The sequence below is a fragment of the Streptomyces sp. NRRL S-87 genome (assembly GCF_000719335.1).
Classification (GTDB): Bacteria; Actinomycetota; Actinomycetes; order Streptomycetales; family Streptomycetaceae; genus Streptomyces.
This window is the reverse complement of record NZ_JOGB01000060.1, coordinates 17660-41879: the sequence shown is the minus strand read 5'-3', so window position 1 is coordinate 41879 and position 24220 is coordinate 17660. Positions and strand designations below refer to the sequence as shown.

Annotated in this window: 20 protein-coding genes and 1 pseudogene; 10 read left to right on the top strand and 11 right to left on the bottom strand. The window is 74.4% G+C overall.

Annotated features, from left to right (window positions below; translation table 11 throughout):
• Window positions 1–30: 30 nt before the first annotated feature.
• A complete protein-coding gene (locus tag IF43_RS0129240; protein ID WP_030207421.1) occupies window positions 31–687 on the bottom strand; it encodes a response regulator transcription factor in 657 nt (218 codons plus the stop codon).
• A 188-nt stretch (window positions 688–875) separates the two neighbouring features.
• Here IF43_RS0129240 and IF43_RS0129235 point away from each other — a divergent pair, with 188 nt between their 5' ends.
• The 3 genes and pseudogenes from IF43_RS0129235 to IF43_RS43150 all read left to right on the top strand — a co-directional run.
• Window positions 876–2207 (top strand): hypothetical protein, encoded by a 1332-nt coding sequence (locus tag IF43_RS0129235; RefSeq protein ID WP_030207418.1) that lies wholly within the window; start codon window positions 876–878, stop codon window positions 2205–2207.
• Between the two features lie 183 nt (window positions 2208–2390).
• Complete coding sequence (locus tag IF43_RS0129230; RefSeq protein ID WP_030207415.1) at window positions 2391–3179, top strand: DUF4239 domain-containing protein; 789 nt, start codon at window positions 2391–2393, stop codon at window positions 3177–3179.
• 86 nt (window positions 3180–3265) lie between these two features.
• A pseudogene (locus IF43_RS43150) lies at window positions 3266–3430 on the top strand (1,4-alpha-glucan branching protein); the annotation flags it as partial.
• A gap of 406 nt (window positions 3431–3836) precedes the next feature.
• Here the strand turns inward: IF43_RS43150 and IF43_RS0129215 are convergent.
• From IF43_RS0129215 to IF43_RS38385, 8 genes are all read right to left on the bottom strand, one after another.
• Window positions 3837–4241, bottom strand: coding sequence for a hypothetical protein (locus IF43_RS0129215; RefSeq protein WP_030207408.1), 405 nt, complete (start codon window positions 4239–4241; stop codon window positions 3837–3839).
• A gap of 308 nt (window positions 4242–4549) precedes the next feature.
• On the bottom strand, window positions 4550–6013 hold the full coding sequence (locus IF43_RS0129210) for an aldehyde dehydrogenase (RefSeq protein ID WP_030207404.1): 1464 nt from the start codon (window positions 6011–6013) through the stop codon (window positions 4550–4552).
• Complete coding sequence (locus tag IF43_RS0129205) at window positions 6010–7749, bottom strand: amidohydrolase family protein (protein ID WP_030207401.1); 1740 nt, start codon at window positions 7747–7749, stop codon at window positions 6010–6012. Before IF43_RS0129205 ends, IF43_RS0129210 begins: the two co-directional genes overlap by 4 nt.
• Before the next feature lie 214 nt (window positions 7750–7963).
• Entirely contained in the window at window positions 7964–9091 is a 1128-nt protein-coding gene (locus IF43_RS0129200; protein ID WP_030207397.1) for an LLM class flavin-dependent oxidoreductase, read from the bottom strand.
• Window positions 9092–9212: 121 nt separating this feature from the next.
• Window positions 9213–10013, bottom strand: coding sequence for an SDR family NAD(P)-dependent oxidoreductase (locus tag IF43_RS0129195; protein WP_030207394.1), 801 nt, complete (start codon window positions 10011–10013; stop codon window positions 9213–9215).
• A 34-nt stretch (window positions 10014–10047) separates the two neighbouring features.
• A complete protein-coding gene (locus IF43_RS0129190) occupies window positions 10048–10995 on the bottom strand; it encodes a TIGR03619 family F420-dependent LLM class oxidoreductase (protein WP_030207391.1) in 948 nt (315 codons plus the stop codon).
• A gap of 199 nt (window positions 10996–11194) precedes the next feature.
• Window positions 11195–12085, bottom strand: a complete 891-nt coding sequence (locus tag IF43_RS0129185) for a L,D-transpeptidase family protein (RefSeq protein ID WP_030207388.1) — start codon at window positions 12083–12085, stop codon at window positions 11195–11197.
• Between the two features lie 218 nt (window positions 12086–12303).
• Window positions 12304–13524 (bottom strand): amidohydrolase family protein, encoded by a 1221-nt coding sequence (locus IF43_RS38385; RefSeq protein WP_051796390.1) that lies wholly within the window; start codon window positions 13522–13524, stop codon window positions 12304–12306.
• A gap of 205 nt (window positions 13525–13729) precedes the next feature.
• Here IF43_RS38385 and IF43_RS0129175 point away from each other — a divergent pair, with 205 nt between their 5' ends.
• The 3 genes from IF43_RS0129175 to IF43_RS0129165 all read left to right on the top strand — a co-directional run bounded on the left by IF43_RS0129175 (window position 13730) and on the right by IF43_RS0129165 (window position 18299).
• Window positions 13730–16786 (top strand): BTAD domain-containing putative transcriptional regulator, encoded by a 3057-nt coding sequence (locus IF43_RS0129175; protein ID WP_037890522.1) that lies wholly within the window; start codon window positions 13730–13732, stop codon window positions 16784–16786.
• A 243-nt stretch (window positions 16787–17029) separates the two neighbouring features.
• Entirely contained in the window at window positions 17030–17248 is a 219-nt protein-coding gene (locus IF43_RS0129170) for a hypothetical protein (RefSeq protein WP_030207382.1), read from the top strand.
• 289 nt (window positions 17249–17537) lie between these two features.
• Window positions 17538–18299: a class I SAM-dependent methyltransferase gene (locus IF43_RS0129165; RefSeq protein ID WP_051796386.1), complete on the top strand. Its 762-nt coding sequence runs from the start codon at window positions 17538–17540 to the stop codon at window positions 18297–18299.
• Here the strand turns inward: IF43_RS0129165 and IF43_RS0129160 are convergent.
• Window positions 18268–19929 carry a FadD3 family acyl-CoA ligase gene (locus tag IF43_RS0129160; protein ID WP_051796384.1) on the bottom strand — a complete coding sequence of 554 codons (1662 nt, stop codon included), beginning with the start codon at window positions 19927–19929 and terminating at the stop codon, window positions 18268–18270. The two genes, IF43_RS0129165 and IF43_RS0129160, sit on opposite strands and share 32 nt — an antisense overlap.
• Window positions 19930–20043: 114 nt before the next feature.
• On the opposite strand from IF43_RS0129160, the gene IF43_RS0129155 reads away from it, so the two are divergent.
• The 3 genes from IF43_RS0129155 to IF43_RS0129145 are packed head-to-tail and all read left to right on the top strand — an operon-like array spanning window position 20044 to window position 22573.
• The gene (locus tag IF43_RS0129155; RefSeq protein ID WP_030207373.1) at window positions 20044–21195 is read left to right on the top strand and encodes a lipid-transfer protein; all 1152 of its coding nucleotides are present in this window, start codon (window positions 20044–20046) and stop codon (window positions 21193–21195) included.
• 50 nt (window positions 21196–21245) lie between these two features.
• On the top strand, window positions 21246–21698 hold the full coding sequence (locus tag IF43_RS0129150; RefSeq protein ID WP_234332577.1) for a Zn-ribbon domain-containing OB-fold protein: 453 nt from the start codon (window positions 21246–21248) through the stop codon (window positions 21696–21698).
• Entirely contained in the window at window positions 21695–22573 is an 879-nt protein-coding gene (locus IF43_RS0129145) for an enoyl-CoA hydratase/isomerase family protein (RefSeq protein ID WP_078910549.1), read from the top strand. Before IF43_RS0129150 ends, IF43_RS0129145 begins: the two co-directional genes overlap by 4 nt.
• Here IF43_RS0129145 and IF43_RS0129140 read toward each other — a convergent pair.
• On the bottom strand, window positions 22515–23147 hold the full coding sequence (locus IF43_RS0129140) for a hypothetical protein (protein ID WP_051796382.1): 633 nt from the start codon (window positions 23145–23147) through the stop codon (window positions 22515–22517). The two genes, IF43_RS0129145 and IF43_RS0129140, sit on opposite strands and share 59 nt — an antisense overlap.
• Before the next feature lie 202 nt (window positions 23148–23349).
• Between IF43_RS0129140 and IF43_RS38380 the strand changes: the two genes are divergently transcribed.
• Entirely contained in the window at window positions 23350–24135 is a 786-nt protein-coding gene (locus IF43_RS38380) for a hypothetical protein (protein WP_063753416.1), read from the top strand.
• Window positions 24136–24220 lie beyond the last annotated feature (85 nt).

Here is a 24220-nt window from a genome sequence, read left to right as displayed (position 1 = left end):
CCCCACACCCACCCGAACCCCCCCAGTCCCCTAGATGAACCCCTGCCGCATCGCATAAGCCACCGCGTGCGAGCGGTTCCGCAGCTGCAGCCGCGTGGTGACGTCGTGGAGGATGTTCTTCACCGTCCGCTCCGAGAAGGCCAGCGCCCGCGCGATCTCCGCCGTGTCGCTGCCCTCCGCGACCAGCCGCAGGACGTCGATCTCGCGCGGCGCGAGCCCCGTGAAAGCCAGCCCCCGGGGGTCGAGCACCTGCCGCTGCAACCGCCCCACCTGGTCCAGCAGCCGGCCCAGCAGGTCCGCCGGCACGCTGCCCTCGCCCCGCGCCGCCGCGGTGATGACCTGTACCAGCCGCTCCGCCGACGCCTCGGCCCGCCGGACGACCCCGACCACCCCGCATTCGACCGCGGCCACCAGCCCGCCGTCGTCGATCTCCGTCACGACCAGCACGATCCGCCCCTGGCCCGCCCGCTGGAACCGGCGCAGCGTCTGCAGCTCGGCCTCCCCGACGCGGTCGGCGGAGACCACCGCCACGTACGGCCGGTCGTCCCCCGCCCCGTCCTCCTCGCCCAGCAGCCGCAGCTCCGGGCAGGTGCGCAGCTGCCCGGCCAGCCCCGCCTGCGAGATCGGGTCCTGCGCGGTCAGCCGCACCGGAACCCGCTCCGCACCGCTCTCACCCTGGTACCGCATGGCACGTACCCCCCTTGCTCGGCGCCCCGCGCCCGCGCGAGATCCCCACCTGTCCCCTCTGCGGCGTCCAGTGAACACCCGGGCAGTCAGCAGGCACTTAACGAGGACTCAACGGGCAACGCAGCATGCCCTCGCGTGTGTCCGTCCGGATCCGGCGCCCCCACACACCCGTCCCTAACGTCCTGACCATGACCACTTCCGCTCACCTGGACGCCTCCCCGACCTCGGTGCTGCCCGGGGAGGAGGTCCGGATCCCGCTGGAGCTGCGCAACAGCGGGAACGTCGTCGAGGCGTACAGCTTCGAGGTGCTCGGGCCCGCCGCCCGGTGGTCGGTGGTGGAGCCGGCGACGATTTCGCTGTACCCCAACACGGCAGGTCAGGTGGAACTGGTCGTCCGCCCGCCGCGCGATACGACCGTCGCACCGGGCGAGCTCACGTACGGGGTGCGGGTGCTTCCGCAGGAGCAGCCGCAGCACGCCACCGTGCCCGAGGGCGTGCTGCACGTCCGCCCGTACGCCGAGTTCGCGGCGGAGCTCACGCCGCGCATGGGAACGGGGCGCACCGGCGCCGGCTACCGCGTCGCGCTCGACAACCGCGGCAACTACCCGCTCTCGGTTGCCCTTTCGGGCAAGGACACCGGTGACCTGCTGAAGTTCGGGCTGCCCTCCGGGCCCACGCTCGTGGAGCCGGGCCGGGCGGCGTTCGTCAAGGTGCCGGTGAAGCCCAAGCGGTGGTTGTGGCGCGGCACGCCCGTCCCGCACGCGTTCCAGCTGCACGCCGTTCCCGCGGCCGGCCCGGAAGGCGCCCCCGAGGTCGCGCCCGTCGCGCTGGACGGCAGCCTCCTCCAGCGCCCGGTGCTCTCGCCCGGGCTGCTGAAGGCCGTGCTGGCGGTGGTGGCGCTGGCGGCCGTACTGGCCGGGCTGTGGTTCGGGGTGCTGCGGCCGGTGGTCCGGTCGGCGGCCAAGGAGGCCGTCAAGGAGCCGGTCAAGGCGGCCCAGGCGAAGGCGGAGGAGGCCAAGAAGGCCGCCGAGGACGCGAAGAAGGCGGGCGGCGGCGACGGCGGCTCGGACGGCAAGCCGGGCGGCAAGCCAGGCGGCCCGGGCAGCTCCCCCTCCCCCTCCCCCTCCCCGTCACCGAAGAAGCCGGGCGAGGGTCCCGGTCCGCAGCCGCAGGCCGCCCTCTTCTCGGCCCGTCTGACGGCCGCCGCGGCCGCGGGCGGCTCGGACACGGCGACGTACACGGTCCCGGAGGGCAAGGTGCTGCGCCTGACCGGCCTCATCCTGGAGAACCCGCAGGGCGACAACGGCACGGTCGTCTTCTCGGTCGGCGGCAAGCCGCTCCTCGCGCCGGCCCTGGAGAACTTCCGCGAGCAGGACTTCCACTGGGGCTCCGGGCTCCTGGCGGCCGAGAAGCAGGAGGTCACGATCACCCTCACGTGCCGCACCGTGGGCCGTCCCCCGGCCGCCCCCGCACCGACCAAGTGCTCCGCCGCGGCCCTCCTCAACGGAACCCTGGAGTGAGGCGGCCCAGCCCAGCCCGCAGCCCAGCCCAGCCCGGCCCACAGCCCAGAACACCGCAGAACCCACCCCAGAACCCACCCCAGAAGCCCCGACCCGGAACCTCCGGACGGCCTCCAGAAGCCCGACCGACAATCCGGCCGCTCCCCACCCGTACCCCGAGCCCAGCCCGTCGTTGACCAGGGCATGGTGCTCTGGCTGCTCAACAACGTCGGTACGTTCTTCCTCGCCGTCCTGATGGTCGGCGGTCTCGTCCTCCTGGCCGTCGCGGGAAGCCTCGCCGCCCGGCGCCGCTTCCCGCACCTGGCCCAGGGCGAGCACAACGAGATGGTCGGGGTCGCGCTCGGCATGTTCGGCGCGATCTACGGCATCATCCTGGCCTTCGTCGTCGTGAACCTGTGGACGCAGCTGGAGACCGCCGAGAACGTCATCGCGAGCGAGTCCACCGACCTGGCACTGATCGTCCGCAGCGCCGAATCCTTCCCGCCGGCCGACGGGGCCCGCATCAACCGCTCCGTCAGCGACTACGTCCACGCCGTGGTCACCGTCCAGTGGCCCAAGATGCAGGACGGAACCCCCAGTTACGAGGCCACCGCCGGCCAGGTGCAGGCCATGTACCGGGCGCTGCAGGCGTACGAGCCGACCACGTCGCGCACCCAGACCTTCTACGAGGAGGCCGCCGCCCGCCTCAACGACGCCGCCGCCCAGCGGCGGGCCCGCGTGACCATGGCCGAGCGCCAACTGCCGGGCCTGCTGCAGGTGCTGGTCTACGGCGGGGCACTGGTCATCCTGCCGCTCACCTTCCTCTTCGGGCTGCGCAGCCTGCGCATGCAGCTGCTGTTCGTTTCGGCGGTGGCGGCGCTGATCGGCTTCAGCCTGCTGCTGGTCCTGGTCCTGGACCGGCCGTTCGCGGGGGAGCTGAGCGTCAGTCCGAACCCGTACAAGGAGGGGGCGCTGGCCCAGTTCTGGCCGTAGGGACCCGGCGCGGCGGCCGAATTCCCGGGCTCCCGGGCTACCGGGCTCCCGGGCTTCCGAGGTCCCCCGGGCGGCAGGATGAGGGCATGGCTGTCATCCACCACACCACCATGAGTCCCACCAAGACGGAGCTGCTGGCCGCATGGCTGCCCGCGCAGCCCTGGTAAGCCGGCGACCCCGCCCTCGACCCGCTGCTGACCCGTGTGGGCGGGTTCCGGCTCGACGAGCCCGAGGGGGAGGTGGGCATCGAGTTGGCCGACCCGGGAGCCGACCCGGGAGCCGGCTCGGGCGACGGCGTCGAGCCGCAGGTCGTACGCGTCCTGCGGGCGGGCTCCGACACCGAGGAGCGGCGCGGCCACGTGGCCACGGCCTGGCGCCTGCCGTCCGGGCCGGCGGAGTTCCGGGGCGTCTTCGCGGTCCTGGCGGCCCCGGGGGCCTGAGACGGAGGCGGGGCCGGGCGGGGTCGAGGGGGGGCCGAGGGGGGGCGGAACACAGGGCGTGACCCCGCGAGGGCGGCCGGGGCTCGGGGAAGGCTCGGCCGCGCTGCTCGCGGGGTCACGTCGGCGGGACAGGGCCCCGGGGACCGGGCGCTGCCGGGGAACCCGCCGGACCGTACAGCGCGTGGGGCGTGGCGTGCGGGCCGGGACCGGCCCGGGGTTACAGGCCGTCGATGCTGTCGCCCGCCCAGCCGCCGGCCGCCTTCAGCGGCGGGGTGAGCGCGGGGGCGGCCCCGCCCAGGGTGGCGCCGAGGGCCTCGTCGGCGGCGACGCTCGCGAACTCGGCCTGCTCGACGGCCTCGTCCGGGTTCTCCGCGAGGTCCAGGACCTGGGAGGTCACCTCGGCGGCGGGCAGCTGCGGGAGCTTCGCACCCGTGAGGTCCGGCACGCCGGCCGTGGGGACGTCGAGGACGTCGGGCATGCCGGCCAGCGGGACGTCCGGGAGGTCCGGCAGCGGGGCGGCCTGGGCGGCGGTGGAGGCCAGGCCCAGGGCGGCGCCGGCGAGGGTGATCGCGGCGGCGGCGCGCTTCACGGTGCTGAGGGTCTTGTGGTTCTTGAGGTCCATGCCCCGGACAACGAAGCGGGGTCGGCGCGGTCACCGGGGGTGGCGGTCGAGGTCCCACCATTGGGCGTACCCGTGCCACTACCGGGTCGGGTTCGCTGTGCGGGCTTTACCCCTCGGCTTGCCGCCGCGTGTCGGCTGCGGGCCGTCGCCCTGCGGCGTCGGTCCCCACCCGCCCTTCCCCCGTTATCCGGGACCCCGCCCCGGACCCCACGCCCGCGGACGCCGGGCGGCCCCAGCCCGGGCCTGGGACTCCGCACCGGCTACCCGGGCCCGGCCGGCCCCCGCCCGGGCCGGTGGCTCCGCGCCGGCTACCAGACGATCGACTGCACCTCGCTGTACGCGTGCAGGGCGTACGAGCCGACGTCCCGCCCGACCCCGCTGCGCTTGAAGCCGCCGAAGGGGGCCTCCATGTTGCGGCCGATCGTGTTGACGCCCACCCCGCCGGCCCGCAGCCGGCGCGCCACCCGGAACGCCCGGGCAACGTCCCCCGACCACACGTAGCTCAGCAGCCCGAAGTCGCTGTCGTTGGCCAGCCGTACCGCGTCCTCCTCCGCGTCGAAGGGCAGGACCACCACCACCGGCCCGAAGACCTCCTCCCGCACCACCCGCATGTCCGCGGTGCAGTCCGCGAGCAGCGCCGGGGCGACGTAGAAGCCCTTGCCGTCCTCGCGGACCGTCGGTCGGGTGCCGCCCGCGACCAGCCGGGCGCCCTCCTTGCGGCCCAGCTCGACGTACGACTCGACGCGGTCGCGGTGCGCGGCGGAGATCACCGGGCCGACGACCGTGCCCTGCGCGGCCGGCTCCCCGACCTTCATGAAGGCGAGGTAGCCGGTGAGCTTCTCGATCAGCTGCTCGTACACGCCGCGCTGGGCGATGACCCGGGTCGGGGCGGTGCAGATCTGCCCGCTGTAGAAGGAGAAGGTGGTGCCGATGCCCATGACGGCCGCGTCGAGGTCGGCGTCGTCGAAGACCACCGCCGCGCCCTTGCCGCCGAGCTCCATCAGCTGCCGCTTCATCCCGCGCCCGCAGACCTCCGCGATCCGCTGCCCGACGGCGGTGGAGCCGGTGAAGGAGACCATGTCCACGTCCGGGGAGTCGACGGCCGCCTCGCCGACGGCCACCGACTGCCCGTTCACGACGTTGACGACCCCGGGCGGGGCGCCGGCCTCGTGCAGCGCCTCGGCCATCGCGAACACCGACAGCGGGTCCTGCGGCGCGGGCTTGACGACCACCGTGTTGCCCATGGCCAGCGCGGGGGCCACCTTGCCGGCCGGATTGGCCCACGGGTTGTTGTACGAGGTGATGCAGGTGACCACGCCGACCGGCTGGCGCACCTCCAAGGCGCCCAGGGCCGCCGCCGGACCCATCGGGCCGGCGTCGGTGACCTGCGGCGGCAGACCGCGCTCGACGGGTTCGAGGGCTCCGCGCGCGTACCGGCGGAAGCGGGAGACGCCGACCCCGACCTGCATGCCGCGGGCGATGCCCGTGGGGGCGCCGGTCTCCGCCCGCGCGAGCCGGACCAGCGGCTCGTAGCGCTGCTGGATCAGGTCGGCGGCCCGGTCGAGGATCGCGGCCCGCTCCTCGGGGCGGGTGCGCGACCAGCTCTCGAACGCCTCGCGGGCGGCGGCCGCGGCCGCGCGCACCTGGTCCGGGGAGGCCTCGGGGGCACGGCCGACCACGCTCTCGTCGCCGGGGTCCACGACGTCGTAGTGGCCGTGGTCGGGGGCCACCCACGCGCCTCCGATGTACAGCGCCTGCGCGTCCGCGGTCATCGCGTGCTCACCGTCCTCGTGTCGCGGCCCGAGCGCAGGACGGTGCCGGGCAGTGCGCCGGTGACCACGTCGTCGCGGATAGCCTCCACGCCGTTGACGCGTACGGAGACCACGCCGACGGCCTTGGAGTCCAGCCGCGGGCTGTCGCCGGGCAGGTCGTGCACGAGGGTCGCCGGGCCGGCCTCGATCCGCTCGGGGTCGAAGAGCACCAGGTCGGCGTGGTACCCCTCGGCGACGCGGCCGCGCTCGCGCAGTCCGAAGAGCCGGGCCGGGTCGTCGGTGAGCATCCGCACCGCCTGCTCGAGCGGGACCAGCCGGCGCCCGCGCAGGCAGTCGCCGAGGAAGCGGGTGGTGTACGGGGCCCCGCACATGCGGTCGAGGTGCGCGCCGGCGTCGGAGCCGCCGAGCAGGACGTCCTCGTGCTGCCAGGTCTCGGCGCGCAGGGCCCAGCTGTCCGGGTCGTTGTCGGTGGGCATGGGCCACAGCACCGTGCGCAGGTCGTCGGCGGCGCAGATCTCCACCAGGCAGTGGAAGGCGTCCTGGCCGCGTTCGGCGGCGATGTCCTTCACGACGCGGCCGCTCAGGCCCTCGTTGGCGGGGCTGTAGGTGTCGCCGATGACGTAGCGGCCGAAGTTCGCCAGCCGCCGGAACACCCCCGCCTCCTTGCTGTCGGCGCGGCGCAGCAGCTCGGCCCGGACGTCGGGGTCGCGCAGCTTCGCGATCCGCTCGGGCACGGGCAGGCCCAGCACCTCGCCCCAGCCGGGGATGAGGTTGAGGGCGCAGAAGGTGCCCAGCGACATGTTCATGGGGGTGAGGATCGGCATGGTGAGGGCGACGATCCGGCCGCCGGCCTTGCGGGCCCGCTCGCTGGGCACCAGCTGGCGGGGCACGCGCTCGGGGACGGCGGCGTCGACGGTGAGGACGTTCCAGTTGAGGGGGCGGCCGGCGGCCGCGGACATCTCGACGAGGAGGTCGATCTCGTCGTCCGAGAACTGGTCGAGGCAGCCCGCGACGATCGCCTCCAGCTGGGTGCCCTCGTGGTCGGCCACGGCCCGGGAGAGGGCGAGGAGCTCGTCGGGGCGGGCGTGGCGGGAGGCGACCGGTTGCCCGTCGCCGTCGGAGTGGGTGGCGGACTGGGTGGTGGACAGGCCCCAGGCACCGGCGTCCATCGCGTCGTGGAAGAGCCGCAGCATCTCGTCGAGCTGGGCCGGGGTGGGCTGCCCCCCGACCGCGTCGGCGCCCATGACGTGGCGGCGCAGGGCGCAGTGGCCGACCATGAAGCCGGCGTTGACGGCGATCCGGCCCTCCAGGGCGTCCAGGTACTCGCCGAAGGTGTGCCAGCTCCAGTCGACGCCCTCTTCGAGGGCGGTCAGGGACATGCCCTCGACCTTGCTCATCATGCGGCGGGTGTAGTCGGCGTCCTCGGGCCGGTCCGGGTTGAGCGGGGCGAGGGTGAAGCCGCAGTTGCCGCCGGCGACGGTGGTGACGCCGTGGTTGAGGGACGGGGTGGCGTACGGGTCCCAGAAGAGCTGGGCGTCGTAGTGCGTGTGCGGGTCGACGAAGCCGGGGCAGAGCACCAGGCCGGCGGCGTCCTCGGTGGTGCGGGCCGGTTCGGTGACCGTGCCGGGCTCGGCTATGACGGCGATGCGGCCGTCGCGCAGGCCGACGTCCGCGGTGAAGGCGGGGGCGCCGGTGCCGTCCACGACGGTGGCGCCCCTGATCAGGTGGTCGAGCATGGCGTCCTTCCTGGCAGTGCGGCCGGGGCGGGAGCGACCGCCGGCCGGGCGTGAGCGGGCGGCCGGGGGCCGGCCGGGCGTGAGCGGGCGGCCGGGGCGTGAGCGGGCCGGGGCGCGTACGGCAGGCCGCTGCCGCACGCGCCCCGGCCGGTTGCGGGGCGGTGGTCCGGGAAGACACCGCCCCGGTACGGGGCCCCGGTACGGGGCTACGCCGTCACGCCCCGGCGGCCTCGCGGAAGCGCGTGGTGCGGTGCACCGGGTCCGTGTCGATCTTCGGGATGACGTGCTCGCCGATGAGCCTGATGGTGTTCATCGTGTCCTCGTACGAGACGCCCGTCGGCAGACCGAAGGACAGCTGGTCGGCGCCGGCCTGCTCCCAGCGCTTGCACTGCGCGAGCACCTCGCCCGGGTCGCCGCAGATCAGCAGCTCCTCGGCGATCAGCAGCTCGATGATCTCCGCGTTGTACTCGGGCAGGATCTCGGGCCACTGCGGGATCGCCTCGGGCCGCGGGAAGGTGTCGTGGTAGCGGAAGACCAGCGACTGGAAGCGGTTCATGTTCGCGTTGACCGCGATCTCGACGGCCTTGTCGTGGGTCTCGGCGCAGATCGCGGTCGAGGTCACCATGACGTTGTCGTTGACGAAGGCGCCGATCGCCTTGGCCTCCTGGATCGCGGTCTTGTACTGCTCCAGCACCCACTCCATGTCGGAGACCTTCTGGACGCTGAAGCCGAGGACGCCCAGGCCCTTCCTGGCGGCCATGGCGTACGAGGACGGCGAGCCCGCGGCGTACCACATGGCCGGGTGGGCCTTGCCGTACGGCTTCGGGAAGATCTTGCGCGGCGGCAGCGACCAGTGCTTGCCCCGGAACCCCTCGTACTCCTCCTGGAGGAACATCTTGGGGAACTCCGCGATGGTCTCCTCCCAGATCTCCTTGGTGTGGTTCATGTCCGTCACACCGGGGAGGAAGCCGAGGATCTCGTGGCTGCCGGCGCCGCGGCCGGTGCCGAACTCGAAGCGGCCCCTGGAGAGGTGGTCGAGCATCGCGACCTTCTCGGCCACCTTCACCGGGTGGTTCACCGGCGCGAGCGGGTTGAAGATGCCGGAGCCGAGGTGGATGCGCTCGGTGGCATGGGCGAGGTAGGCGAGGAAGACCTCGTTCGCCGACAGGTGCGAGTACTCCTCCAGGAAGTGGTGCTCCGAGGCCCAGGCGTACTTGAAGCCGGACCTGTCGGCCTGGATGACGTACTCGGTCTCCTCGATCAGCGCCTTGTGCTCTGCTTCGGGGTCGACCTTGGACCGCGCCTCAGGCACGTATCCCTGCACGAAGAGACCGAATTCCAAGGGGGTTCACCGTCCTTTGGTTTCTGACTGTCCGTCAGATAACGATGCAGTCGACTGTTCCACTGCGGGCGGGGACCGTCAATACCTGACGATCCATCAGATAGGTCTGCGGGAGTGCCCCTCAGAGCACGCTGACGCCGGCCGTCCAGCCGCCGTCGATGACGAACGGCTGGCCGGTGATGTACGACGAGTCCTCGGCCGTCAGGAACAGCGCCAGCCGGGCCACCTCCTCGGGCCGCCCGGCCCGCCCCAGCGGCACCACCCGCTTGTACAGCTCCGCCATGGCCTCGGTGGCCTCCGCGGAGGGCCCGTCGGGGTCCAGCAGGGCCGGGTTGGCCATGGGGGTGTCCACCGCGCCGGGACACATGGCGTTGACGCGGATGTTCCTGGCGGCGAGCTCCAGGGCGGCCACCCGGGTCAGGCCGACGACGGCCGCCTTCGTCGCGGCGTACGCGCCGACGAACGCCATGCCCGTCAGACCCGTGTAGGAGGAGGTGTTGACGATCGTGCCGCCGCCCGCGGCCGCGATCTCGGGGGCGACGTGCTTGATGCCGAGGAAGGCGCCGATCTGGTTGACCTGGACGATCTGCTGGAACTCGGCCAGCGGGGTCGCGGTCAGCTCGTTGAAGCGCAGGATGCCGGCGTTGTTGACCAGGCCGTCGATCCGGCCCCCGAACGCGTCCTTCGCGGCGGCGACCGCGGCCGTCCAGTCCCCCTCGCTGCCCACGTCGAGGTGGACGTACCGGACCCGGTCGGAACCCAGGTCCGCGGCCAGCTCCCCGGCCACCGCCCGGCCCTGGTCGTCCAGCACGTCCCCGAGCAGCACGCGGGCGCCCTCGGCGGCGAACAGCCGCGCCTCCTGCTCGCCCTGACCGCGGGCGGCTCCGGTGACGATGACGACGCGTCCGTCCAGCTTGCCCATGGGTACTCCTTGACGAGGGATGGAAGAGAGCGGCTCAGGCATTGAGGAGCGGGCCGACCTCGGCGCCGAAGGACGTGATCTGGTCCACGAGTTCGGCCCGGTCGCGACTGCGGAACCGGACCTGGATCTGGTCCACGCCCAGGGCCCGGTACTCCCGCAGCGACTCGGCCAGCTCCTCCGGCTTGCCGGTGCGGGTGCGGCGGCCCGTCGCCCAGGCCGGCTCGCCGACGTACAACGGCTCGGTGATCGCACCGATCTCGATCGGGTCCGCGATCCCGGCGGCCTCGCGCAGCTGCCGGATGCGGCCGATCTGCGCCGGCAGGGCCTCGCGCGGGTCGCCCTGCGGGAGCCACCCGTCGCCGCGCACGGCCGCACGCCGGACGGCCGCCGGCGAGGACCCGCCGACCCACACCGGCACCCGCTCCTGCGCGGGCCGGGGCAGCTGGCCCAGGTCCCGGAAGGACAGGCTCGGCCCCTCGAACTCCGGGTACTCGGCCGGACCGAGCGCAGCCCAGAGCGCGTCGACGGTCTCGTCCAGCAGGGGTCCGCGGCGGGCGAAGTCCACGCCCAGCGCCTCGAACTCCTCCTGCACGTGGCCCGCGCCGACCCCGAGGACCAGCCGGCCGCCGGAGAGGTGGTCGAGGGTCGCGTACTGCTTGGCCGTCGCCAGCGGGTGGCGCAGGGCGACGATCGCGACATGGCTGAGCAGCCGGACCCGCTCGGTGGCGGCGGCGAGGAACGCCAACGTCGCCACCGGGTCGTACCAGACCGTGCTCATCGCCCCCGCGAGCCGGCGCGGGATGGCCACGTGGTCGCACGAGGCGAGGTAGCCGAAACCGGACCGGTCGGCGGCCCGGGCGATCTCCAGGAGGTCACCCGGGGTGGCGGCGGCCTCCCAGGGTTCGGCGTAGATGGTGCTCTGCGACTGGATCGGGAGCTGCATCCCGTACACCAGCCGGCCTTCCGGAAACACGCGCGCCATGGGCTCCGCCCCGCCTTCCGCCTCACCTGACGATTCGTCACATCAGTGCGTGCGGTGCCCATGCTGGTAGCTGACGCCCCGTCAGGCAAGACCCGGGCGCGCACGAGCTGCGCACCCGAAACCACGGGGCGGCCGCCCCCGAAGCGAGCCCACCCCCCACCCCCACCGGGCAGGCCCAGATCGCCCCGCCCCGTGGAGATCAGGCGCCCGCGGGACCCATGACGATGACCGGGCGCCGGGCGGGGTCCAGGGTCCGCAGGAGGGTCTCCATGGCCTGCTTCGGGATGCCGACGCAGCCCTGGGAAGGGCCGTCGTGGTCGACGTGCAGCCAGATGTTGCCGCCCTTGTCCTCACCCTCGGGCTTCTCGGGGTCCAGGGGGGACGTGCCGGGCACGCGGTTGAAGTCGATGGCCACGACGTGGTCGAAGGAGCCCTCCAGCGACTCCCCCTCGACCCCGAGCCCGGACGCGACGAAGCCCTCGTTCTCGTCGTACGGCAGCCTGGTGCCGGGCGGCGGGGGCAGCAGGCCGCCGGCGTCCGTCAGGCGGAACACCCCGACGGGCGAGGTCAGGTCGCCGCCCCTGCGGTCGACGGACCAGCCGTTCGCCCCGTTGCGGCCGTTCCAGCTGGGACCCGGGGTCCAGTCGGGGGAGCCGGGGGTCCGGGTGTAGAGGGTGACGGTGTTGTACGAGGAGTCCTCGCCGTCCCCCCTGACCACGACCGCCTGGAGCGAGTCGGCCGGGATCCGGCCCCGGGTGGCGGGGCTGATGCCGGGGATGCGGCCGGGCGTGGCGGCGCGCGGCGGACCGGGGTGGGGCGGGGCGGCCCGCCCCGGGGGGCCGGCCGCTCCCCGGCCGCCGGGTGCGGGGGGCGGGGAGGCGGGCCCGCCACCGGGAGCCGTTCCTCCGCCGTCCGGGCGGCCGGCTGCCGCTCGGTGCGGTACGGGCCCGTCGTGGGCCACGTAGGCCCAGCCGCCGAGGCCGAGCAGGGCGGCGATCCCGGCCGCGGCGGCGGCCCACCACCATCCGCCGCCGCGCCGGCGGTCACGCGGGCGGGAGCGGGTGGCTTTTGTCCGGGCATGTTCGCTCATCGCCCCAACCGTACCCAAGGTCCGTTCCGTTCCTCCTGTCTTCTACCCCCGCCCGGGTGGTGCCCGCCCGGCCACGCGGCCGAGCAAGCCGGCGATCGTGACGTAACACCAGGTCAGACAGGTCGAACCAACCAGACGTAACACCAGGCCGGACACGTCGAGCCGACCAGACGCAACACCAGGCCGGACACGTCGAGCCGACCCGACGCAACACCAGGTCAGGCCCCCGCCCAGAGGCCGTCCGGGGTCAGGCCGAGCAGGTCGATGGCATTGCCGCGCACGAGCCGGTCGACCACGTCCGGCGGCAGGTGCCCCATCTGCGCCTCGCCGACCTCGCGCGACTTCGGCCACGTGGAGTCCGAGTGGGGGTAGTCCGTCTCGTAGAGCACGTTCCCGACGCCGATCGCGTCGAGGTTGCGCAGCCCGAAGGCGTCGTCGAAGAAGCAGCCGTAGACGTGCTCGGCGAAGAGCTCCGACGGCGGCCGGGTGACCTTGTCGGCCACGCCGCCCCAGCCGCGGTTCTCCTCCCAGACCACGTCCGCGCGCTCCAGGATGTACGGGATCCAGCCGATCTGGCCCTCCGCGTACATGATCCTCAGACGGGGGAAGCGCTCGAACTTGCCGCTCATCAGCCAGTCCACCATCGAGAAGCAGCAGTTGGCGAACGTGATGGTGGAGCCGACGGCGGGCGGGGCGTCGGCCGAGGTCGACGGCATCTTCGACGAGGAGCCGATGTGCATGGCGATGACCGTGCCGGTCTCGTCGCAGGCCTCCAGGAACGGGTCCCACTCGTCCGTGTGGACCGACGGCAGCCCCAGGTGCGGCGGGATCTCCGAGAAGGCGACCGCCCGGACCCCGCGGGCGGCGTTGCGGCGCACCTCCGCCGCGGCCAGCCGGGCGTCCCACAGCGGGACGAGGGTGAGCGGGATGAGCCGGCCGTGCGCCTCGGGGCCGCACCACTCCTCGACCATCCAGTCGTTGTACGCCCGTACGCCGAGCAGTCCGAGCTCGCGGTCCTTGGCCTCGGTGAAAGTCTGGCCGCAGAAGCGCGGGAAGGTCGGGAAGCACAGCGCCGACTGGACGTGGTTGACGTCCATGTCCGCCAGCCGCTCGGGCACGGAGAAGGAGCCGGGGCGCATCTGCTCGTACGTGATGACTTCCAGGCGTATCTCGTCGCGGTCGTAGCCGACGGCCGTGTCGAGGCGGGTCAGCGGCCGGTGCAGGTCCTCGTACACCCACCAGTCGCCGATCGGCCCCTCGTCCCCCCTGGCCCCCATGACCGGGGCGAACCTGCCGCCCATGAAGGTCATTTCCTTCAGAGGGGCGCGCACGACGCGGGGGCCGACGTCGGCGTACTTCGACGGGAGCCGGTCCCGCCAGACGTGGGGAGGCTCAACCGTGTGGTCGTCCACCGAGATGATCTTCGGGAAGGTCTCCATGCCCTCCACGGTAGCGTTGATCTGACGAACCGTCAGCTCCTCTGTCCATCGGGAAGGCGCGACCGGGGTCGCGGGAACCGCCGACCCCCGTTCCGGTGTCCGTTCACCGGTGCGCAGCACACCACTCCCGGGCTGACGCACCAGCCCGGGACAAGGCAGACTGACCAATGCGAACTTCGCCGCTCCGGAAGGCAAGGGGGATCAGATGGACGGCACTCCGCCCGTTCCGCAGCAGCGGAAGCACCCCGCGACACCCGCCGGCGCCACTCCCGCCACCCCGTCCCCCGCTCCCGCCGGCGCCACGCCCGCCACCCCGCCCCCCGGACCCGCCGGCGCCACTCCCGCCACCCCATCCCCCGGGCCCCCCGACGCCGCCCGCTTCGCCGTCCTCGGACCCGTCCGGGCCTGGCGCGGCGGCGAGCCGCTCGCCTCCGGCTCGCCGCAGCAGCGCGCCCTGCTCGCGGCACTGCTGCTGCGCGAGGGCCGGACCGCCACCGCCCCCGAGCTGATCGACGCCATCTGGGGCGAGGACCCGCCCTCCCAGGCGCTGGCGGCGGTCCGCACGTACGCCTCCCGGCTGCGCAAGGTCCTCGCCCCCGGCACCCTCGTCAGCGAGTCCGGCGGCTACGCCATCCGCACCCCGGCCGCCGCCCTGGACGTCGGCCTCGCGCGCGGCTTCGCCGCCGACGCCGACAAGGCCCGTACGGCGGGCGACCGCACGCGGGCCCGGACGTTCCTCAACCACGCCCTGGACCTGTGGGACGGCGAACCGCTGGCCGGCGTGCCCGGCCCGTACGCCGAGACCGAGCGCACCCGCCTCGCCGAGTGGCGGCTCTCCCTCCTGGAGACCCGCCTCGACCTCGACCTCGAGGTCGGCAACCACGCCGAGGCCGTCTCCGAGCTCACCGCCCTCACGGCCGCGCACCCGCTGCGCGAGCGGCTGCGCGAGCTGCTCATGCTCGCCCTGTACCGCTCCGGCCGGCAGGCCGAGGCGCTGGCCGTGTACGCCGACACCCGCCGCCTGCTGTCCGAGGAGCTCGGCGTCGACCCGCGCCCGGAACTGGCGGAGCTCCAGCAGCGCATCCTGCGCGCCGACGCCGAACTCGCCCGCGCCGCCGAACCCGCCCCGGCCGCCGCGCCGGCCACCGTGCGCCCGGCCCAGCTGCCCGCCACCGTCCCGGACTTCACCGGACGGGCCGCGTTCGTCTCGGAGCTGTCCGAGATCCTCTCGGCCGCGAGCACGGACGGCACCGTCATGGCGGTCTCCGCCCTCGCCGGCATCGGCGGCGTCGGCAAGACCACCCTCGCCGTGCACGTGGCGCACGCCGCCCGCCCCCACTTCCCCGACGGCCAGCTGTACGTCGACCTCCAGGGCACCGACGCGCGGGCCGCCGAGCCCGAGGCGGTGCTGGGGGCCTTCCTGCGCGCCCTCGGCACCGCCGACTCGGCGATCCCCGACACCCCCGAGGAGCGGGCCGCGCTCTACCGCTCCACGCTCGACGGCCGGCGGGTCCTCGTCCTGCTGGACAACGCCAAGGACGCCGCCCAGGTACGCCCCCTGCTGCCCGGCACCGCGGGCTGCGCGGCCCTGGTCACCAGCCGGGTGCGGATGGCCGGGCTGGCCGGGGCTCACCTGGTCGACCTCGACGTGATGAGCCCGGAGGAGGCCCTGCAGCTCTTCACCCGGATCGTGGGCGAGGAGCGGGTGGCCGCGGAGCGGCAGGCCGCCCTCGACGTGGTCGCGGCCTGCGGCTTCCTGCCGCTGGCCATCCGGATCGCCGCCTCCCGGCTGGCCGCCCGCCGCACCTGGACGGTGTCGGTCCTGGCGGCCAAGCTCGCCGACGAGCGGCGCCGGCTGGACGAGCTCCAGACCGGCGACCTGGCCGTCAAGGCCACCTTCGAGCTCGGCTACGGGCAGCTGGAGCCGGCCCAGGCCCGCGCGTTCCGGCTGCTCGGGCTGGCGGACGGGCCCGACATCTCGCTGGCCGCCGCGGCCGCCGTCCTGGACCTGGCCGAGCACGACGCCGAGGACCAGCTGGAGGCCCTCGTCGACTGCTCCCTGCTGGAGTCGGCCGCCCCGGGACGCTACCGCTTCCACGACCTCGTACGCCTCTACGCGCGTGCCTGCGCCGAGCGGGACGAGCAGCCGCCGAGCGAGCGCGGCGCGGCCATGTCCCGCCTCCTGGACTTCTACCTCGCCACCGCCTCGGGCGTCTACGCGCTGGAGCGGCCGGGCGACCGCACCGTCGACCACCTCGCCGCGACCCGGCACGCGGGCATCGTGTTCCCCGACAGCGCCACCGCCCTGGACTGGCTGCACCGCGAGGCCGACTGCCTGCTGGCGTGCGCCCGGCAGTCCCTCGGGGAGGAGCAGATCGACCGGGCGGTCGACCTGCTCCTCGCGGCCAAGGACCTCGCCGAGTCCGGGGCCAGCTCCCGCGCGTACGAGCGGGCCGCCGGCGCCGCCCGCGACGCGGCGCGCCGGCTGGGCAACGCCCGCGCGGAGGGGCGCGCCCGCACGACGCTCACCCAGACGCACCTGACGGCCGGCCGCTTCGACGACGCCGACGCCGAGGCCCGGGTCGCCATGGAGCTGGGACGGGCCGCCCAGGACCCGTGGACCAGTGCGAACGCGCCCAACGAGCGCGGGATCATCGCGATCTACCGCAAGGACCACACCGACGGCGAGCGCTACCTCCAACAGGCGATCGACGCCTTCCGGGAGGACGGGAACCGTCCCGGCGAGGCGAGCGCGCTGTGCAACCTGTCGCGCATCCACCTGGCCCTGGACCGCACCGCGAGCGCCGTCGAACTGGCCCGCCAGGGCATCGAGATCTACGACCGGCTCGGCCTGGAACTGCGGCTGGCGAACGGCCGCTACGCCCTGGGGCTCGCCCTGGCCCAGGGCGGCCTGACCACCCAGGCGCTGGCCGAGTTCACGCAGGCCCTGGACATCTTCCACAACAACCGGCACCGGCTGTGGGAGGGCGTGACGCACTTCCGCATCGCCGAGGTCCACCTGGCCGCCGGTGAGGCCGCGCGCGCCGCGGCCCACGCCGAACAGGCCATCGCACTGCGCGGCATCGGCGGGATCTGGCGCCGGGGCACCGTGCTCCAGGTCCTGGGCCGGGCGCTCATGGAGCTCGGGCAGCCGGACCGGGCCCGGGCGTGCTGGCGGGAAGCCCTGGCGATCTACGAGGAGTTGGGCTCGGCGGAGGCGGCCGAGGTACGGCTGCTCCTGGCCATGTCGACCCCCGTCTGAACCGCGCCGGCCGCCCGGTCCGGGGGGCCACCTGCACCGATGCACGGCGCGGACGAACCGTTCATCGTTCGTTTATCGCCGTTCGGCACTCTGATGGTGTCGATCCGCCGCATCGGGGGGCAGGCGGCCCGGCAGTTGGGGTCACCCGTTAGGGTGCGGGCCCCAGACACACCGTCCGGCGGCCCTCGGGGGAGTCGCCGGACGGACCGTCGACAGACGACAGACGTGACAGGAGTGTTCGCCATGACCGACGCCACCAAGCCCAACGAGCCGGCCAAGCCGCTGGACAGCCACGCTGGTGCCGAGCCGCTGGCCACCATGGACAGCCACGCGTCCAGCGAGCCCCTGAAGCTCCAGGACAGCCACGCGTCCGGCGAGCCGCTGAAGCTCCAGGACAGCCACGCGTCCGACGAGCCCCTGGCCACGATGGACAGCCACGCGTCCAACCCGCTGCCGAAGTAACCGGCGGCACGCTCCGACGACCCGCGCGGGGCCACGGGGGTACCCACGGGGGCACGGGGGAACCACGGGGGACCACGGGGGAACGGCCGCGGGGGTTCGGGGGAAACCCCGCGGCGCACGGCAACGGGGACCACGGGGGAAAGCACGGGGGACCACGGGGGGAAAGACCACGGGGGACCGGCCGCGGGGGATCGGGGGAAACCCCGCGGTGCACGGCAACGGGGGGACGGTCGCGGTGGCCCGGAGGGGGGACCACCGCGACCGTCGTGTTTCTGCGTACGCTCAAGGGGTGTTCACCGCCGAGGGACCCACCTTCCGCGAGCTCGCCGTCCAGGCGCTCTCGTCCGTCGAGCGCGGCTACGACCTGCTCGCCCCCACGTTCGACCACACCCCCTTCCGCACCCCCGACCGGGTGCTCGACGCCACCGCGGAGGCGCTCGCCGGGCTCGGGCCCTTCGACGCCGGGCTCGACGTCTGCTGCGGCACCGGCGCGGGCATCGGCGTCCTGCGTCAGCTGTGCCGCGAGCGGGTGACCGGTACCGACGTCAGCGCCGGGATGCTGGCCGGGGCCCGGCGGGCGCACGCGGGGGCCCGTACCCCGGCCGTGGACCTCGTCCGGGCCGACGCCCGCGCGCTGCCCTTCGACGCCGCGTACGACCTGGCCGTCTCCTTCGGCGCCTTCGGGCACTTCCTGCCCGCGGAGCGCCCCGCCCTGTTCGCCGGGGTGCACCGCGCGCTGCGGCCCGGCGGGGTCTTCGCCTTCCCCGTCGGGGCACCACCGCGCCCGTCCTCGCCGCTCTACTGGGCGGCGCTCGGCTTCGACGCCGGGATGCGGGTGCGCAACGCACTGTGGCGGCCCCGGTTCGTGATGTACTACCGGACCTTCCCGCTGGGCGGCGTACGGACGGACCTGGCCCGGGCCGGGTTCCGCGTCGGGCTGCTCCCCCTGGAGCACTTCGGCCGCCGCCCGGACGGCAGTCCCCGGGCCCGCCTCGTCGTGGCCCGCAAGGGCGCCCCGCCTAGGCCGTCCGGGAGCGGAGCTCGCGCTTGAGGACCTTGCCGCTCGCGTTGCGGGGGAGCTCGGCGACGAACTCGACGGTGCGCGGCACCTTGTAGTTCGCCATCTCGCGCCGGGACCAGGCGACGAGGTCGTCCGCGGTCAGGGTCGCGCCGGGGCGGCGGACCACGTAGGCCTTGCCCACCTCCCCCAGTCGCGGGTCGGGCACGCCCACCACCGCCACGTCCGCGACGTCCGGGTGCAGGCCCAGCAGCTGCTCGATCTCCGCCGGGTAGGCGTTGAACCCGCCCACGATGAACATGTCCTTGATCCGGTCGGTGATGCGCAGGTTGCCGCGGGCGTCCAGCACCCCGACGTCGCCGGTGCGCAGCCAGCCGTCCGGCGTGACGGCCGCGGCGGTCGCCTCCGGGTCCTCGAAGTACCCGGACATCACGTGGTGCCCGCGCACCCACACCTCCCCCGGTTCCCCCGGCGGCAGCGCCCGGCCCGGGTCCTCCCCCGCCACCACGCGCACCTCGGTCCCCGGGATCGCCCGCCCCGAGGTCTCGGCGACGGTCTCCGCCGGGTCGCCCCGCCGGCACATGGTCACGATGCCGCTGGCCTCGGACAGCCCGTACGCGGTGAGCACGGTCCGGATGCGCAGCTCGCCGCGCAGCCGCTCGACGAGCCGCAGCGGGACCACGGCCGCTCCGGTGACCACCAGCCGCAGGGCGGACAGGTCGTGGTGGTCGCGGGCGGGGTGGTCGAGGATCGACTGGTGCAGGGTGGGCGGTCCGGGCAGGACGGAGATCCGCTCGGCGGCGATGTTGGCGAGCACGGTGTCGACGTCGAACACCGGCTGCGGGACCATCGTCGCCCCGCGCATCAGGCACGCGATGATGCCCGCCTTGTAGCCGAAGGTGTGGAAGAAGGGGTTCACGATCAGGTAGCGGTCGCCCTCCCGCAGCCCCGCGAGTTCGCTCCAGACCTGGTAGCAGCGCAGCGACTGGGCGTGGGTGATCACCGCGCCCTTGGGGCGTCCGGTGGTGCCGGAGGTGAAGACGATGTCCGAGGGGGCGTCGGCGGGCACCGCTTCGGCCCGGCGGCGGACGGCGTCGGCGGCCACCGCGTCCCCGCCGGCGAGGAAGTCCTTCCACGTGCGGAATCCCGCGGGCGCGTCCTCGGCGAGCACCACGGCCTCCTCGAGGTGCGGCAGGCCCGGCAGCGGACCGGTGCCCGGCCCGTCCCCGGCGGCGCGGCGCAGCGAGGCGACGTACGAGGTGCCGAGGAAGGTGCCGGTGACGAAGAGCAGGCGGGCGCGGCTGCTGTCGAGGACGTACGCGGCCTCGGCACCCTTGAAGCGGGTGTTGAGCGGGACCAGCACGGCGCCCGCGGAGACCGCGCCGAGGGCGGCGACGATCCAGTCGAGGGAGTTGGGTGCCCAGACGGCGACCCGGTCGCCGGGTTCGGTGCCGGCCGCGAGGCAGGCGGCCGCGGCGCGTTCGACGCGCTCGCCGAGTTCGGCGTACGTGACGCGGACCCGGCCGTCGACCACGGCCTCGCGGTCGGCGTAGCGGGCGGCGGCCTCGCGCACCAGGCGCGGGACGCTGCCCCAGCGCAGGTCGCCGCGCGGGTCGACGTCGTCCGTGCCCGGGTCCTCGCCACCGTGCCGGCTGTCGTTCATCAAGGCCTCCCCACCCGCCCCGTTCCCAGTAGCTGACTAACCGTCAGATTAGCTGTAGCCTTCCCCGCTGTCAGCACTGATGCGGCGCACCGGCGCACCCCCACGGAGGTGGCGATGGCGGCAACCCTGAAGGACGCCACGGCGATAGTCGGGATCGGGCAGACCGCCTTCGCCAAACGGCTCCCGCAGACCGAGAAGGAGTTGGCCTGCCGGGCGATCCTGGCCGCGCTCGACGACGCCGGCATCGCGCCCGCCGAGGTCGACGCGTTCGCCTCGTACACGATGGAGGAGACCGACGAGGTCGAGGTCGCCAAGGCGATCGGCGCCGGCGACGTCACCTTCTTCTCCAAGGTCGGCTACGGGGGCGGCGGTTCGTGCGCGACGGTCGGCCACCTCGCCGCCGCGGTCGCCACCGGCCAGGCCACGGTCGGGGTCGCCTGGCGGTCCCGCAAGCGCGGCTCGGGCCCCCGCCCGTGGAAGAACACGGCCGTGCAGCTGCCCACCCCCGGCCAGTGGACCCGGCCCTTCGGCCTGCTGCGGCCGGCCGACGAGATCGGCATCCTCGCGCGCCGCTACATGCACGAGTACGGCGCCACCCGCGACCACCTCTTCAACGTGGCCCTGGCCTGCCGCAACCGCGCCAACCAGAACCCCGCCGCGATGATGTACGAGCGTCCGCTGACCCGCGAGATGTACATGACCGCCCGCTGGATCAGCGAGCCGCTCTGCCTCTTCGACAACTGCCTGGAGACGGACGGGGCGCTGGCCTGCGTCATCGTCTCCGCCGAGCGGGCCCGCGACTGCCGGCAGAGACCGGTGTACGTGCACTCCGCCGCCCAGGGCCTGCCCGCCCAGCACCACGGCATGGTCAACTACTGGAACGACGACCCGCTGTCCGGCCCCGCCTGGACGGCCGCCCGCCACCTGTGGAAGCAGGCCGACTTCGGTCCGCAGGACGTGGACGTGGCCCAGATCTACGACGCCTTCACCCCGCTCATCCCGCTCTCCCTGGAGGGCTACGGCTTCTGCGGCCGCGGCGAGGGCGCGGCCTTCACCGAGGGCGGCGCGCTGGAGATCGGCGGCCGGCTGCCCCTCAACACCGGGGGCGGCGGCCTGTCCGAGGCGTACGTCCACGGCTTCAACCTGATCAACGAGGGCGTCAAGCAGCTGCGCGGCACCTCCACCGCCCAGGTGCCGGACGCCACCACCTGCCTGGTCACGGCGGGCGAGGGCGTGCCGACGTCCGCGATCCTGCTGCGCGCGTGACCGCCGCGGCCCACCCCCGATCCGACGACGTGAGCGAGGAGCCGGAGCGAATGACCGACACGATGACGGCGGACGGCCTGCTGCTGCCGGTGCCCGACGAGGACGGGGCCCCGTTCTGGGAGTACGCGGCCCGCGGCGAACTGCGCGTCCAGGCCTGCGCCGACTGCGGGCGGCTGCGCTTCCCGCCGCGTCCCTGCTGCCCGCACTGCCAGTCGTTCACGAGCGAGTGGCGGCTGATGAGCGGACGCGGGCGGATCTGGTCGTACGTGCTGCCGCACCCCCCGCTGCTGCCCGCGTACGCCGCCCAGGCCCCGTACAACGTCGTCCTCGTGGAGCTCGCCGAGGCCCCGCAGATCCGGCTGGCCGGGAACCTGGTGGCCGCGCCGGACGCCCCGCTGGACTCCGTGGACCCGGCGCGGCTGCGCATCGGGGCGCGGGTGCAGGTGGCGTTCACCGAGGTCGGGGGCGTGAGCGTGCCGCGCTGGCTGCTGGAGCGGGCGTGAGCGCCGGCTCCGGCCCCGGCCCCGGCTCGGGTGGTGCCGACCCGGGTGGTGCCGACCCGGGTGGTGCCGGCTCGGGCTCCGGCGGGGTCCGGGTCGAGCGGGACAAGGCCACCGGCGTCGCGGTGGTCACCCTCGACCGGCCGGCCCGGCACAACGCCGTGGACCTCGCCATGGCCGCCGAGCTGGCCGCCACCTGGCGGGCGTTCCGCTTCGACGACACCGTCCGGGCGGTGGTCGTGACGGGCGCGGGCGACGCCGCGTTCTGCACCGGCATCGACCGCTCGGTGGAGGTGGCCCAGCCGCCGACCCCGTTCGGCATCGAGGACCCGATGATCGGCATCGGCCCGAAGGCCGCCGGGCTGTGGACCCCGGTGGTCGCCGCCGTGAACGGCATGGCCTGCGGCGGGGCCTTCTACCTGCTGGGCGAGACGGAGTTCGTCGTGGCCTCGACGTCCGCGACCTTCTTCGACCCGCACACGACCTACGGCATGGTGAGCGCCTACGAGGCGGTCTACATGGCCCAGCGGATGCCGTTCGGCGAGGTCGCCCGGATGTCCCTGATGGGCACGGCGGAACGGCTCTCGGCCCGCCGCGCGTACGAGATCGGCCTGGTCTCCGAGCTCACCGAGCCGGGCGCGGAGCTGGCCGCCGCCGTGCGGTGCGCGCAGACCCTGGCCGGGTATCCGGCGACGGCCGTGCAGGGCACCGTACGGGCCCTCTGGTCCGCCAAGGAGGCGGCCAGGGCCGCGGCCCTGGCGCAGGCCCCGCACCTGGTCACGCTGGGCAACCTGGCACCGGAGCGGCAGGCCGAGCTGTTCAGCTCGCGGCGGGCGACGGGCTCGGGGAGCCCGGGTCCGGGGTTCCGGCTCCGCTGACCGGCGTGACGGACAGGACCACGCAGCTGGTGACGTCCCCGGCCCGCGCGGGCTTCGTCATGGGCACGGTGAGCGGCCGGCTGTCGAGGGCGTCGAGGGTGACGGCGACGGTGTTGCGGTCGGTCTCGACGTCGGCCGCGGTGCCCGTGTCGCCCCGGAAGGCGACGGTGACCTCGAACGTCTGCGTCGTGGAGAGCCGCGAGTGGACCTGGACGGTGGAGGCGGTGGCCGGTCCGGCCTTCTTCCCGCCCGGGGTCCGGGTCGTCCCCCGGGAGCCGGCGCAGGTCAGGACGTAGGCGTAGCCCGGCTCGGCGGAGGCGGTGGGGGCGGGGGCAGAAGTACTGCCGCCCTGACCGCTGCTGCTGCCGCTGGTGCCGTCGGTGCCGTCCGTGCCGTCGTAGTCGGTGTCGGAGTGCGTCCCGTTGTGCTTCTTCGAGCTGGAGCAACCGCCGCCGGACCCGCCGTCCTTGTGGACGGAGCCGCCGCCCGAGCCGTGGCCGTGGCCGGAGAACCCGGTCAGACCGAGCACGACGGCGGTGGTCACGGACGCGAACCTGACGCGGCGGCGCAGCATGGCCGAATTCCCTCCCCTGGGCGAACCCGGGGCACGCTACCAGGAGGCGCGGGAACGGGTCCGGAGCCCCCGGCACCGCGCATGCCGGAGGGCCTCCCGGGTAGCCGCGGAGAGGCGGTCCCGGACCCCGTCGGGGTGGGAGTGCGCCGGGTCCCCGGCGGGCGTAGCGTCGGGAACGAGAGCCCGCACCCAGGAGGCCGAGATGGTCCGCAACGTCCTCGGTTCCGTGGTGGGGCTCGTGGGAGCGACGGCCGCCGTCCTCAGCCCCTTCCGTGCCTGGTACGACGGCCGTCTCGGACGCGACTACCGTCTCGGGGAGCTCTTCTCCGCCGAGGGGATCAGCGACGCGCACGCCACCGTGATGTGGTCGCTGTTCCTGCCCTTCGCGTGCGCGGCCGTGCTGACGCTGGTCGCCGTGGTCCTGCGGTCCCGGATCCTGATGGCCCTCGCGGGCGTCGTGGTGCTCGGCTTCACCGTCCTGTGGATGGTCCGGCAGGGCCAGGCCGCGGGCGAACTGGCCGTGGGGAACGGTGCACAGGGCCTCGGCCCGGGCGTCGCGAACGCGCTCGGCGGCGGCCTCTTCCTGCTGATCGGCGCGGCCGTCATGAGCGGCCGGCGGCCCCGGCAGCGGGTCGGCGGCTACGAGGCCGACACCGCCCGCGGCGCCCCGCCGGGCCGCGACACCGCGACCGCCCGCATCCCGCGCGCGTACGACCCCGGCGGCCAGGGCCGGCACCGCGCACCGGACGCCGGGGCCGACCACGGCCCGGCACTCGGCGCACCGCTGCACGAGACCGAACCGGGCCCCGACGCCGCGGACCACGGCCCCCCGCTCGGGCCCCCGTCGCACGGCGGGCCCCCCGGCCCCACGACCGCCCAGGACGACGAACACGGCCCGGCACTCGGCGCACCGCTGCACGAGACGGAACCCCGCCCCGACGGCCCGGACCACGGTCCCCCGCTGGGCCCGCCCTTGAACAGCCCCTGAGGGCTGCGGCTGCCCCGCAACCGGCCCCTGGCCCGACCCGGGACCCCCGCGCCTCCGACGCCCGGCGGCGCTGGATCTTCCAGCC